The organism is Sediminibacterium sp. FW305-C-49 (assembly GCF_058231085.1).
Map to the genome: position 1 here is coordinate 1,654,710 of NZ_JBIQXS010000001.1, position 13,970 is coordinate 1,668,679.

Here is a 13,970-nt window from a genome sequence, read left to right on the forward strand (position 1 = left end):
CGGACTTCCTGACTTCCAGTCTTTTTGACTTTTCTCGAACACAATTTTCAGTGCTAATTAACGTTATTGCTCTGAAAAAACTACGCATGTCGCTACAAACGATTATAGATTTTCTGGAGCCGGTGAATATTGCTCAATTGTCCAATGATGAAGGCTTTAAAGACACCCAACTAGGTAAACATATTGCAGTGTATGATGAAGCCTTTCCCGATATTGATCATGCAGACTTGGTATTGGTAGGTTGCGGCGAAATGCGGGGAGCCGGTATACAATTCGTGAATACCGATGGTCCTGATGCAGTTCGCTCTGAATTTTATAAATTATATCACTGGCATACAGAAGTGGCTGTAGCCGACCTGGGTAATGTAAAATGCGGCGCTACCATGCAGGATAGCTATGCGGCATTGAGAATGGTGGTACACGAGTTATTGCTGTTGGGAAAAAAAGTACTGATTCTCGGAGGCTCGCATGATGTAACCACGGCTCAATACCAGGCACATACCATTGATGGAAAAATTATTGACGCTGTCTGTGTGGATGCAAGGATTGATATGGATATGGATAGTGTGTTACCAGCCGATAATTTCCTTGTAGACATGTTTACCGGAATGCCTAATCACCTGAAACATTATAACCATATCGGTTTTCAAAGCTATTTTATGCACCCGCAAATGCTGGAGACCATTGATAAACTCCGTTTTGATTGTTACCGTGTAGGAAAAGTAAAAGAAGATATAAGCGAAATGGAACCCGCAATCAGAAATAGTGAATTATTTAGTTTCGATATTGCAGGCATTCAAAATGCACATGCACCTGCCAATCATATTACTCCCAATGGATTTAATGGCGAAGAAGCCTGTACGCTCATGCAATATGCCGGAATGAGCAGTACCTGTTCAACCATTGGTATTTACGGCTATATTCCACAACAGGATGTACATGCGCTAACAGCCAAACAGATATCCCATATGATCTGGTACATCATGGATGGTATCCAGAAAGGAAAACTGGAAGCATCATTGGAAGATCGAAATTCGTTTAATGAGTTTACCATGGCTTTTGCAGAAGTGGAGACCGTTTTTCTTCAAAGTAAGAAAACCGGGCGCTGGTGGATGCAGTTGCACGATGGTAAATATGTAGCTTGTAGTTACCGCGACTACCATATAGCTTCCAACAATGATATTCCAGAACGATGGTTAAGAGCAGCGGAAAGAATTTAATGGAGTATCATTTAATTTGTACTTTTCCTATTCAGTAAGATTTCGTTCTTTATCGCGACATATTTAGAAATAGCTTAATTTTAAATATGTCATTCTCTAACCTGCCTATCAACACTGAGGGTTTACCGGAAGTGCAGACTATACCCTTTAAACCCATTCATCCTGATTACCTGAAAGTATTAAGGATCAGTTGGCTCCTCCTGTTTGTGATCGTATTGGGAATTCTTATAACCATTTTTGTATTGAGTAAAAAACTGCAAAACCCCATCGCTATTTCAATTGCATCAGGCATTTACTTATTGCTTTTGCTGGCTACTGTAATAATTGGTACAGGCTCATTTAAAAGAAAGCAATATGCGGTAAGGGAAAAAGATATTCTGTATAAAACAGGGTGGATATTTCAAAACCTGCATATGGTGCCCTTTAATCGCTTACAGCACTGTGTTGTAAACATGGGACCAATCGAAAGAAAGTTCGGACTGGCAACACTTAGTCTGTACACGGCCGCCTCAGAAGGGAAAGATATAACTATACAGGGTTTACCGCAAACTGAAGCCGAACAGTTAAAAGAACTCGTTATTCAACAAATTCAGGCGTTACGTACCAATGAAAACATTTGAAACACCACAGCGACAATCACCGCTGGCATTGGTGATGATGTTTTTTAAAATCTTTCGTACGGTTATTACAGTAATATGGCCTGCATTGATTGCGTTGCTTTTAGGAGGAAAAAAAGGGAGCCCGGGATTGAAATGGTTAATCGCAGGTGGTGCTATACTGCTGTTTGTATTGATACGTACAGTGCTGGATTATCTCTATTTCAGGTTTAGTATTAAAGATAGACAACTGATTGTACGAAAAGGGTTTTTTTACAAAACAGCTATTACTGTTCCCCTTGAAAGAATTCAGGCCGTGCATCTTGAACAGAGTTTCTTGCATTCGGTAACACTAACGCATAAGCTTATAATTGATACTGCCGGGAAAGAAGGAGCAGAAGTAACTATTTACGCTATACCCAGTTCTGATGCAATAGCCTTGCGGACACTAATATTGAACCAGGTAGATGAAAGCGAAGCAGTAACAGAAACGGAAACAAAGCCTGCTACAAAATTGATAAGCAGGTTAGACTTGCTGGGACTTCTGAAACTCAGCTTATCTGCCAATCATATTGAAACAATAGCTGTTGTACTGGCTTTTCTTGTTGGCAGATATGAAGACGTAAAACCATTATTGGAAAATACACCGCTGTTAAATAATGTGGTTTCTTATGGGGAAACAATGAAGTACACCTGGCAATTGCTGACTACTTTATTTATTATAGTAACGGTAATAACTATCATTATTTCCTGTATCCGGATGTTTCTTCGGTTTTATGATTATACCGTTCGAATGGACCGGAAGGGTTATTATATCCGATGGGGATTATTGCAGGTACGACAAAAAATGATTCCATTCAGAAGGATACAGATGATCAGGTGGAGAAGTAATTTTATTCGCAGGCTGATTGGTCTTGCATTATTAAACCTTAAAGTCGCAGGCACGGATGAAACAAAGAAAAAAGTACTGATTGAATTACCGATAACAGATGTTGACCAGATCAGGCAAATTGTTCCTGTATATCAGCCATTATTACCAGCAGAAACTGGAGCTGTTGGACAGAAAATACATCGCTCATATGCATATCGGAAAACATTGTTTATTACGTTACCTATTTTAATTGTTGTAGCAGGATGTTTAGCGTTGGTTTGGCAATGGTATGCATTACTGGTGTTTATCTGGTTGCCCTATAGCCTGGGGTTACAGTTATTGTATTGCCGGAATTTTCGTTTTTGGGCTACAACCGAAGGGTTACAACAGTATAAAAGTACATGGGGAAAAGGAGAAGCTGTATTGAACTGGAAGAACATTCAGTATATACAGATCAGGAGGTCTATCTATCAACGTAAAAAAGGATTGGCTACTTTATTCCTGCATACCGCCGGGGGGCAATTCGAAATACCTTATATATCATACGAGCAAGCACTCGATATCAGTAACTACGCTTTATTCAGAACAGAATCAACACAGGAAACCTGGATGTAACTATTTACCAAACATCCTGTCAAGATAATCTTCTTTAAATTCCAGGTAAGTAGGAGCGCCGTTGGGTGTAACATTTGAAGAAGTACAGGCGAAAAGTTCATCAATCAAAACCAGCATCTCTTTTTGCGAAAGTGGTTGTCCGGCTTTAATAGCCTGCTGACGGGCCATACAGCGAACCAGCTTTTCTCTTTTACTGAATTTAATATCGGTGCTGAAATGTTTGAACTGCTCGATGAGTAGTTCAATGGCATGTTTCTCATTCCCTGCGGTAATGTCGGCTGGAATACCCTGGATCACAAAACTATTATTACCAAAAGGCTCAACCTGGTAGCCAATACTACTAAGATCTGGTAAAAGATCGGTCAGTAAAGCAGCATCTGCAGCAGGTAATTCCAGCGTTACAGGGAAAAGACTTTTCTGTGTAGGCATTTGCTGACCATGTGCTGCTACACTGTATTTGTCGTAGAGTATTCTTTCGTGTGCCAGTTGTTGATGCACCAATATAAAACCGCTATTGGTTGATGCTATGATATAGGTATGATGAAGCTGTAATAATGTAGTATCAGGCAATACTTGTATCGTTTGCATACGCGCAATTGGTGTATGCAACAATGAACCTGTATATTCTTCGACTGTTTTTGCAGGAACAGATCCTTCTTGCTGGGTTTCAAAAAAACTTTTCCAGTGCTTTAATTCACCTTTATTTTCCCGTTCAATAAAATGAGCCTGATTTTTTTGGGTAAAAGTCTGGTACAGGCTGGAAGAGGCAACAGCATCTTTCTTGTCGGTCGTAAAAGGTTTTGAAACTGCATCAAGTCCCTGTATATCGGCATTCAGTGTAAAATCCAATGAAGGTGCTATGCTGAATTGAGCAAGCGCATGTTTTACTGCTGCCTGTACAAATGCATAAATGATTTTCTCATCTTCAAATTTAATTTCCTGTTTGGTAGGATGTACGTTGATGTCTACCTGCGAAGGGTCGAGATCAATAAACAAAACATACCCCGGAAAACTATCTTTCGGAATCATCTCATCAAAAGCAGCATTCACTGCATGATTCAGGTAGGCGCTTTTAATGAAACGGCTGTTTACAAAAAAATACTGATCGCCCCTGGTCTTGCGGGCTGTTTCGGGTTTGCCTACAAAACCATAAATATTCATGTAGTCGGTTTTCTCCGCTACATGTACCAGTTTGGCATTGTAATTATTTCCCAGTATCTGAACAATCCTTTGTTTGAGGGTGCCCGGTTCGAGATGAAATACTTCCTGCCCGTTACTGGTCAATGAAAAGAAAATATCAGGGAAAGCCATCGATACACGAATAAACTCGTCCATGATATGCCTGAGTTCGGCCGCATTGCTTTTCAGAAAATTGCGTCTGGCAGGCACATTGAAAAACAGGTTTTTCATACTGATGCTGGTACCGACAGGAGAGGAGCAGGCTTCCTGTTTAACAACTTTACTGTTTTCAATTTCAATATAGGTACCCAGCTCATCATCGGCCCTCCGGGTCTTCATTTCTACCTGAGCTACTGCAGCTACCGAAGCAAGTGCTTCTCCGCGAAAGCCCATGGTTTTTATGCGGAATAAATCTTCAATCTGCCTGATTTTGCTGGTGGCATGCCGTTCGAAAGCCATACGGGCATCGGTATCGCTCATGCCTTTACCATTATCAATCACCTGTACCATCGCCTTACCGGCATCTGAAACGATCAGTTTAATCTCGGTAGCACCGGCATCTACCGCATTTTCCAATAATTCCTTTACAGCACTGGCGGGTCGTTGAATCACTTCACCCGCTGCTATCTGGTTGGCAATATTATCAGGTAATAATTGTATGATATCGTTCACAAAAAGTTCCTTTCGTTGAGTCTGCAAAAATACGATAAATGCCCCGCCCCTGAACTTTTGGAAAGTTTTAAAGCTTTCAAGAAGTTTTGCAGGTACTTTTGCCCTGTAAAAATCAATGTATATGACTTTAAGTGCGGATATCAAAAAGCTGGAACGTCGGTTTCTTCCAAAGGATTTTGTAGTGACCACCTGGGATTTGCTCGAGCCTTTTTTTAAAAACCTGCTGGATCGTTCCATTGACAGCAAAGAAAACCTGGAACAATGGCTGAAAGATATGAGTGAAATAGAAGCCGTTATAAGTGAAGACGCCAGCTGGCGACAGATACGTATGACCTGTGATACCACTGATCCAAAACTGGAAGAAGCGTTCACCTATTTCTGTATGGAAATACAGCCCAAATTACAGCCATATGCCGATCAATTGAACCGTAAATTGGTTGATAGCCCTTATACAACGTCGTTGGACCAAACCAAATATTTCACTTACCTGCGTAGTGTAAAAAAGAATATTGATTTGTTTCGTGAAGCCAATATTCCCCTGCAGGCTGAGCTGAGTGTTATGCAGCAACAATACGGGGCTATCGCAGGAAAAATGACGGTAGAAGTGGACGGACAGGAATATACCCTTCAACAGGCAGCTAAATTTCTTGAAAGTCATGATCGCTCGCTGCGTGAGCAAGTGTACCGGAAAATACAGGAGCGAAGACTACAGGACAAAGACGCCATGCATGAACTCTTTAGCAAGCTGATTGAAAAAAGACACCAGGTAGCAAAGAATGCGGGCTTTGAAAATTATCGCGATTATAAGTTTGTGGAACTAGGGAGGTTTGATTATAGCAAAGAAGATTGCTACCAGTTTCACGAAGCCGTAAAACTGCACGTATTACCATTGATTGAAAAAATCTATCAACGCAAAAAACAAAAATTACAACTCGATACACTTCGCCCATGGGATACTGAAGCAGAGCCGGCAGGAATTGAACCGCTTAAGCCTTTCAGCAACGGAAAAGATTTATATGAAAAATCGGTGACTTGTTTTGAACAACTGAATCCCTTCTTTGCAGATTGTTTGCGCAAGATGAATGACCTTGGTCATTTTGATCTGGAGAGCAGGAAAGGTAAAGCACCAGGTGGATATAATTGCCCGCTTACAGAAAGTGGGGCACCTTTTATTTTTATGAATGCAGCCGGACAAATGAGCGATGTAACCACCATGGTACATGAAGGCGGACATGCCATTCATTCCTTTCTGGCACATGAATTAGAGTTGAGTGCTTTTAAAGAATATCCCATGGAAATTGCAGAAGTGGCAAGCATGGCTATGGAATTGTTTAGCATGAACCACTGGCAGGCGTTTTTTGATAATGAAGAGGATTTGAAAAGAGCGAAAGAACATCAACTTGAAAGAACCATTACCATTTTTCCCTGGATTGCTATTATAGATAAGTTTCAGCACTGGGTTTATGAAAATCCATCACATACTGTAGCCGATCGAACTGCTAAGTGGATGGAAATATTGCAGGAGTTTTCTACGAACAGTATTGATTATACGGGCTTGGATATGTTCCGCGAAATAGGTTGGCAAAGACAGTTACACCTCTTTGAAGTGCCCTTCTATTATATTGAATATGGAATTGCGCAGTTAGGTGCCATTGGTTTGTGGATGCAATACCAGGAAAACCCGCAACAGGCACTCAATAATTATATTAATGCGTTGTCTTTGGGCGGAACCCGTACACTTCCTGAACTATATGCTGCAGCTGGACTGAAATTTGATCTTTCACCGTCACATATAAAAACGCTGATGGAGTTTACGGCAAAAGAAATGGCACAACTTTATTAACTGAAAGTAGATAAAAGCAAAAAGCTACCAATATCAGGTAGCTTTTTGCTTTTATTTAGGAAGAGATTTTACTCCTGAGGTTTGTTTCCTTGTTCACCAGCTTGTTCTCTATTTCCCTGTGGTCTGTTTCCCTGAGCTGGTCTATTTCCCTGCGGTCTGTTATTTCCTTGAGGTCTTTGTCCTTGTGGCCTCTGACCCTGATTTCTGGGCCCTTGCTGCTGTGATGGCCTGCCACCTGATTGGTCTTTGTTTCCCTGGGGTCTTTGACCCGGTGGGTGCTGTGGTCTGTTTCCCTGCGGTCTATTGCTCTGATCAGCCCCACCTCTTCTCTCATTACGCTGCTGATCCTTTCTTCTTTTATCATTACGTTCCAGACTACGCAGACTAATTTGCCCAACAACATCTACAAAAGCAGGCTCCACTTCTTTAGGTTTACTGCTGGTTACTTCAACCGGCTGAAGCTCGTCAACTTTTTGTCCCTGCTGATTTAATCTTTTTATTTCTTTTACTCGCTGTATGGTAAGAGGGTAATGTTTAGTGTTATTCGGTAACACATACCACATCAGGTTTTTGAAAATATCTTTTTTAATGAGGTAGGCGGTTCCCATAGCCGTGTCTAATTGATCGGCATAATCAGGAAAATGCTGAAGTGCATCAAGATAAGTGTCTAGCTCATAATTTAAACAACATTTCAAACGACCACACTGGCCACTTAATTTGGTCTGGTTGATGGATAAGTTCTGGTAACGTGCCGCAGTGGTATTCACACTTTTGAAGTCGTGTAACCATGTGCTGCAACAGAGTTCGCGCCCACAACTACCTATACCACCAACTTTCGCAGCTTCCTGGCGAATACCAATCTGACGCATTTCTACTTTTACTTTAAAATCGGAAGCATATTGTTTGATGAGTTCACGAAAATCAACGCGGTCATCGGCAGTATAAAAGAAGGTAGCTTTTTTACCATCAGCCTGTACTTCCACTTCACTCAGTTTCATCTGGAGGTTCATTACACGGGCCATCGCACGGCTACGGGCCAGCATTTCTTTTTCGCGCGCTTTACTGATGTTAAAACTTTCAATATCTCTTTCCGTACTGCGGCGTAAGATTTTCTTCATTTCCGGATTGCCTTCATCAACACCCTTTTTCTTCATCTGAATACGGACCAGTTCGCCGGTAAGACTAATTTCACCTACATCGAAACCGCTTACGCCTTCAACAGTTACATAATCGCCTTTTTCAAAAAACTGAAGGGTGGTATTCCGGAAAAATTCTTTTCGACTACCCTGTTTAAAGCTTACTTCTACCACTTTACAGGAACTCTCAGGATCGCTGAAAGGCAGGTTTAGCAGCCAGTCGTGTACATTCAGCCTGTTACAGCCACCTGTGCTGCAACCGCCATTACTTTTACATCCGTTCGGTTTACCCGTGCCACAAGATCCACATCCCATATCGTTAATACATTATCAGGTTAATAACTAAAACAGGGAAAGATTATTGTGTACAGGCTGTAGTATTGCTATGTGGCTATGGTTGTGTCACTCACTTCAACGTTCCGATCGCTGATGATCAGTGTGTTACGATGATGTATTTTGGTAACGAAACATGAGCCTTGCCATAAGTATAATGAATAGCACTAAGCAATAACAAATCAACCCCACATACCTTACCCCTCATTTTTCTCTAATCCCGCCTCAGGTGGAACTATCCGTTCAAAATTAGGGTTTTGTTCTGAATGATGTGGTAGAGTTTCAAAGTAAGGGCCTGGAACAACATTTTGGCATTGGCATTCCGTTCAATATAATAGGCGGCCCTGTCCAATTCTTCAATAATGGCCTGTTGCTGACTAACAGAAGCTATTTTGTTGAGTCTCACCGCAAAATCGCGTTCCTGGTCGCCGGCATGCACCCTGTCAGAACCCAAAACCCTGATCCTGACGCTGGTTTCCAGCAGGTGGTTGAAATAGCGAAGAAATTGCTTTTGCTTTTCCCTACCCAGATCACTGATTTCCGCCGTGAACTTGATTTGGGCCAATGGTCCGCCCTTTAAAGTGGCATTCAGCCATTCACGCAACAGGCTTTGCCAGTCTTCTTCAGCATGTTGTAATAACTGAAGTGCTTCCCGGTAATTACCCTCAGCAATGGCAGCTATCTGACGGGCTGTTTCCGGACTGGCTTTGGCCCTGTTAACCAGCGCCTCTTCAATTTCTTTATCATCAGGCACCGGAATCTTCACCAGTTGACAGCGACTGAGGATGGTAGGAAGAATCTGCTCATCATTTTCGGCCACCAATATAAAAAGTGTATTAGGAGGAGGTTCTTCAATCAGTTTAAGCAGTTTATTGCCTTCCTTACCCAGGTATTCCGGCATCCATAGCACCAGTACTTTATACTCACTCTCAAAACTCTTCAGACTTAGTTTATGAATGATATCATTACACTCATGTGCGGTTATATTACCCTGCTTGTTTTCCGCTCCGATAAACTGTAACCAGTCATACACATTACCGTAAGGGTATTGCTGAATAAATTCACGCCATTCACTGATGTAATCGGTGCTGATGGGTTTATCTCCGGCCTTACGCGGAATCACGGGGTACGAAAAATGCAGATCAGGATGAATGAGTTGTTCAGCTCTTCCGAATGAAGCTTGTGTACTGATTTCCTCAGGTGCAATATAGGCGGGCCCGGATTGCATGGGTGTGAACCCTCCGAACAAATCGGCCACAGGTGCTGAGGCAGCGGGCTGACAAACCACCAGCTGTGCAAAAGCCAGTGCCAAAGGCAAAGCGCCACTGCCTTCCTTGCCCAAAAAAAGCAATGCATGGCTCAAACGGTTTTGCTGAACCATTTCTGCCAGGTGCTGCTTAACAGCCTCTTGTCCTATAATGTCTTTAAACTGCATGGAGAAAACGAAAGTAAGGTAACTGTGTCAATAAAATGGAAAGATCGATAGGGTAAGGAAATGAGTTTTTAACAATAATCTGTAAAAGGAGTGTGCATTAATATTTCCATGTATTGAGTTGCAGAAAATTATCCTGATCGTAAAATACACAAGTGACTATTGTTTAATGATTAAGAAAAGTATTTGAATATGAAAAAAAATCAATACAACGAAGCGGTGTTTTTAAACTGATTTACTTTATTTTACAATTAAACATTTTTTTCATTTATGCTAAGAAGGATTATATTTTTTTTGTTACTGGTTAGTTCAGTGAGTTATGCCCAGGATGTAGATGCTATTATCGCATTGTTGAACCAAAACAAACGCGAAGAGACAAAATCGAAACTGGAGGCGATGATCAAGTCGAAGAATAATGAGGGGCAGGCTGAATTGTTGTACACCATCATGGAACTGAGTAATGAGCACTATGATGAAGCACTTCAGCACTTTGACCGTTTCTTCAAAAATGCACCGCAACCTTATCCTTATGTTTATGCACTATGGAATACAGGGTTGTTTAATGTGTATAACCAAACGTCTATGGCGCTGCGTAATAAAATAATGCAGTACATGGTAGACGACCCAAAAGCACCATTGTCGATAAAAGCAATGGCTACAGACAATATGGCACAAACAGCAGCCTATCGTCAGGATTTTTCTACGGCCAAAAAAAAGTACAGCAGTTTCGCAGATATACGTAACTGGACAAGTGTGGGAAGTTTCGATAATACTTCAGCCAGTGGTTTTAATAAAGATTATGGTGCACTCAGTCATCCTGAGTTAACCTATGAGTTTAAAAATAATACAGGTGCACCGGTATATTGGTTCAATATTCCCGATGCACGTAACGACAGGTGGTTGGATCTGATCTATCACTTTGATGTAACCAATGCTGTCATTTATTCACAAAGCTTTATTCAGAGTGATAAAGATCAGGAAGTGAAAATGTTATTAGGGGTATCCGGATCGGTAAAAGTATGGATCAATGATTATCTGGTGGTAAGTGAGGAAGAAGAAAGAAATACTGATTTAGATGTGTATGCGGCAGGCGTGAAGCTGCAAAAAGGAACCAATCGTATTCTGGTGCAAATTGGTGCAAGTGAAATTAGCAGCGCCAACTTTATGTTGCGCTTTGCAGATATGAATGATCAGTTGATCACAAATCTTTCAGGAAGCCATCAACCGATGCCCTATAATAAGGCTGCGCCATATTCAGTTACCCGGTATCCCTTTTTTGCAGAAACTTTTTTCGAACAAAAACAGCAACAGGGAAAATTAAGTTTTACTGATCAGCTTATGCTGGCGTATATATATAAACATAACGATAAACGTTACGAGTCTACACAGATCGCAAAAGAACTGAAACAACAATTTCCTCAGAGTACGATTGTGTCGGAATTATTGACGAATAATTATAACAGAGATAATAATAATACTGATTTTACACGGGAGATAGAATCCATCAAAGCAAATGATCCTGAAAGTTTATACGGACTTCAATTATTCTACTCAGAAGCTTTTGAAAAAGAGGAATATGATAAGGCGAGGCAATACCTCCAGAAAAGAATTGATCTCTATGGCGCCAATGCAAACACGTATTATAAAACCGTAGAAATACTGATCAAAAAAAATGACCTGGAAGCTGTGTTGAAGACACTGGAGAAAGCATATCAACTATATCCGGATAATGCTGATTTTGTTAATTGGAAATATAATGTCCTGGTTAATGTACAGAAGAATAAAGCAGCTGCTGATTCTCTATTGGCGTCTTTTCTCACCGATCATTATAACGAATCACTTTATGAAACACTTATCAATGATAAAATGCAACTAGGGGAGAAAGAGGAAGCGATTCGGTTAATTAAGTCATTGATCGATAAAAAACCATTCAGTATAAGGTTATATGTAAAAATGGCTGAGAAATATTACGAGATGCAGGATTATGTAAAGGCCAGAGAATGGCAGGAAAAAGCTATTAAACTAGCCCCCTATGTAGGTGGATTCTATAATACATTAGGAATGATTGAGAATGCAGCCGGTAAAAATCAGGTAGCTATCAGTGCATTTCGTAAATCAATCAGTTATGAGCCTAGTAACTACACTTCACGCCGTAAACTGGTTGAACTGGAAGGGAAAAAAGATCCATTTGTATATTTTAAAGAAAGAGATATCCAGGCGCTGTATAAAACATCGCCAGGCGCCACTGATTATCCTTCTGCTAACAGTATTTATTTACTGAAAGAATTACAGGAAGTAATATATCCCGAGAACGGTGCTTCTGAAGAGCGTCATCAATACCTGATCAAAGTATTGAATCAGTCGGGCATAGATAGCTGGAAAGAACTCACATTATCGTATAATAGTTATAGCCAGAGGCTGATTTTTCAGTATGCAGACATTTTAAAAAAGGATGGCAGTCGGGTACAGGCAGATAGAAATGGTGATCAGATTGTATTCTCTTCTCTTGAAATTGGTGATGCCATATATATTAGTTATAAACTGGAGAATGCAGTAACGGGAAAATTAGCTGAACATTTCTGGCAGGATTTCAGCATGAATACCTGGTATCCTGTTCTCATATCTTCATTTAGCATGATTATACCGGATAGTAAGAAATTTAACTATAAAGCAGTGAACAGCAGTCTTAAACCCCTTATTACTGCGGTAGAACCCGGCTACAAAATGTATCAGTGGGAAAAAAACAACAATCCTGCTATTGAGTCTGAGTCGAATATGCCCGCATTTTACGATATCGCTGAACGTATTGTGGTGAGCTCTATTCCTGACTGGTCTTATATTAATAATTGGTATTATGACCTTAGTACTATTAAAACCAAGGCTGATTATGCAATCATGGAAAAGGTAAAAGAACTACTCAAAGGGAAAGAAAAAGCAGACGAATTAACAAAGGCAAAGATTTTTTACGAATTCATTGAAAAGAATTTTAATTATAGTGATGTTCCCTTTCTGCATAGTGCACTTACTCCTCAAAGAGCAAGTACAACCCTTAACAGTCGCTTGGGCGATTGCAAAGACCTGGCAGTATTGTTTATGAGTATGTGTCGTGAAGCAGGACTGAACGCAAACCTGGTATTGGTAGATACGCGTGATGAGGGAGACAACAAACTCGTTTTACCCACTATTGGTTTTAACCATTGTATCGCTCAACTCAATATTAATGGTAAAATGTACCTGATAGAACTAACCGATAATCACCTGCCATTCGGAAGTATGTCGAATAATATTGTTAACGCCAATGCACTTTATATTCTGAAGGGAAATGAATCTAAAAGTGAACTGGTTAAACTCAATACGGCAAATCGAACAGGTAATACGATTGACAGGATTGCTACTATTCAGTTTAAAGATGGTACTGCTCTGGTAAAACGTGTTTATAAAATTGCAGGTGCAGAGTCTTCTTATACAAGAGGTAATTATAGAGATATGAGTAAAACTGACAGCGATAAACAGTTTACGGAACGTCTTAGTAATGAATTCGGGAAAAATGTAAAACTTTTAGATGTGAATATGACCAATCTGGATAACCTGAAAGATACCATCGAAATGTCTTATCAGTTTAGCATTGAAAAACTTACTTCAGAAGTTGCTGGAATGCTGATCCTGAAATTTCCATGGGTAGATGCTTATTCATCGGCGGCAGTAGTAGCAGCTGAAAAAAGAATATTTCCTCTTAATTTGTGGAGCTTCAGTGCTACACCTTATGATAAGGAAGTTATTACCCTTACCCTTCCGGCTGGAAAAAAATTAGTGGAAACACCCAAAAATCTAGCCTATAAATGCGATGCATTAAGTTATACGTTAAGTTTTGAAATAAAAGGAGATAAGATTATAGCAACGCGTGAAGTCAGGTATTTAAAAGAGCAGGTATCTGTAAATGAATATGCTCAATTTAGAGAAGTTGTAAATAATATGCTTGAAGCAGACAAGTTACAAATTGCTTTTAAGTAGAACGCTATCTGGTACATTCTATAAAAAAAGATTCCGGCTGTATTATAGCCGGAATCTTTTTT

At 40.3% G+C, this 13,970-nt stretch carries 8 protein-coding genes; 5 read left to right on the forward strand and 3 right to left on the reverse strand.

Annotated features, from left to right (window positions below; genetic code table 11):
* Positions 1 to 86 precede the first annotated feature (86 nt).
* From ACH3Z1_RS07045 to ACH3Z1_RS07055, 3 genes are all read left to right on the forward strand, one after another.
* Positions 87 to 1,220 carry an arginase family protein gene (locus ACH3Z1_RS07045; RefSeq protein WP_490821168.1) on the forward strand — a complete coding sequence of 378 codons (1,134 nt, stop codon included), beginning with the start codon at positions 87 to 89 and terminating at the stop codon, positions 1,218 to 1,220.
* 86 nt (positions 1,221 to 1,306) lie between these two features.
* Positions 1,307 to 1,840 carry a PH domain-containing protein gene (locus ACH3Z1_RS07050; RefSeq protein WP_490821169.1) on the forward strand — a complete coding sequence of 178 codons (534 nt, stop codon included), beginning with the start codon at positions 1,307 to 1,309 and terminating at the stop codon, positions 1,838 to 1,840.
* Positions 1,827 to 3,302: a PH domain-containing protein gene (locus tag ACH3Z1_RS07055; RefSeq protein WP_490821170.1), complete on the forward strand. Its 1,476-nt coding sequence runs from the start codon at positions 1,827 to 1,829 to the stop codon at positions 3,300 to 3,302. Before ACH3Z1_RS07050 ends, ACH3Z1_RS07055 begins: the two co-directional genes overlap by 14 nt.
* Here the strand turns inward: ACH3Z1_RS07055 and mutL are convergent, their stop codons facing one another.
* On the reverse strand, positions 3,303 to 5,153 hold the full coding sequence (gene mutL / locus ACH3Z1_RS07060) for a DNA mismatch repair endonuclease MutL (protein WP_490821171.1): 1,851 nt from the start codon (positions 5,151 to 5,153) through the stop codon (positions 3,303 to 3,305).
* A gap of 121 nt (positions 5,154 to 5,274) precedes the next feature.
* Between mutL and ACH3Z1_RS07065 the strand changes: the two genes are divergently transcribed.
* A complete protein-coding gene (locus ACH3Z1_RS07065) occupies positions 5,275 to 6,996 on the forward strand; it encodes a M3 family oligoendopeptidase (RefSeq protein ID WP_490821172.1) in 1,722 nt (573 codons plus the stop codon).
* A gap of 68 nt (positions 6,997 to 7,064) precedes the next feature.
* Here the strand turns inward: ACH3Z1_RS07065 and ricT are convergent, their stop codons facing one another.
* Both ricT and ACH3Z1_RS07075 read right to left on the reverse strand, forming a co-directional pair.
* Positions 7,065 to 8,447: a regulatory iron-sulfur-containing complex subunit RicT gene (gene ricT / locus ACH3Z1_RS07070; RefSeq protein WP_490821173.1), complete on the reverse strand. Its 1,383-nt coding sequence runs from the start codon at positions 8,445 to 8,447 to the stop codon at positions 7,065 to 7,067.
* A 253-nt stretch (positions 8,448 to 8,700) separates the two neighbouring features.
* Positions 8,701 to 9,900, reverse strand: a complete 1,200-nt coding sequence (locus ACH3Z1_RS07075; RefSeq protein WP_490821174.1) for a DNA polymerase III subunit — start codon at positions 9,898 to 9,900, stop codon at positions 8,701 to 8,703.
* Positions 9,901 to 10,167: 267 nt separating this feature from the next.
* Between ACH3Z1_RS07075 and ACH3Z1_RS07080 the strand changes: the two genes are divergently transcribed.
* Complete coding sequence (locus tag ACH3Z1_RS07080; RefSeq protein ID WP_490821175.1) at positions 10,168 to 13,908, forward strand: DUF3857 domain-containing protein; 3,741 nt, start codon at positions 10,168 to 10,170, stop codon at positions 13,906 to 13,908.
* The last annotated feature ends 62 nt before the right edge of the window (positions 13,909 to 13,970 follow it).

Coding starts and splice junctions, on each gene's coding strand:
- ACH3Z1_RS07050 (WP_490821169.1), top strand. CDS start 1,307: ATGTCATTCTCTAACCTGCCTATCAACACTGAGGGTTTACCGGAAGTG.
- ACH3Z1_RS07045 (WP_490821168.1), top strand. CDS start 87: ATGTCGCTACAAACGATTATAGATTTTCTGGAGCCGGTGAATATTGCT.
- ACH3Z1_RS07055 (WP_490821170.1), top strand. CDS start 1,827: ATGAAAACATTTGAAACACCACAGCGACAATCACCGCTGGCATTGGTG.
- ACH3Z1_RS07080 (WP_490821175.1), top strand. CDS start 10,168: ATGCTAAGAAGGATTATATTTTTTTTGTTACTGGTTAGTTCAGTGAGT.
- ACH3Z1_RS07065 (WP_490821172.1), top strand. CDS start 5,275: ATGACTTTAAGTGCGGATATCAAAAAGCTGGAACGTCGGTTTCTTCCA.
- ricT (WP_490821173.1), bottom strand. CDS start 8,447: ATGGGATGTGGATCTTGTGGCACGGGTAAACCGAACGGATGTAAAAGT.
- ACH3Z1_RS07075 (WP_490821174.1), bottom strand. CDS start 9,900: ATGCAGTTTAAAGACATTATAGGACAAGAGGCTGTTAAGCAGCACCTG.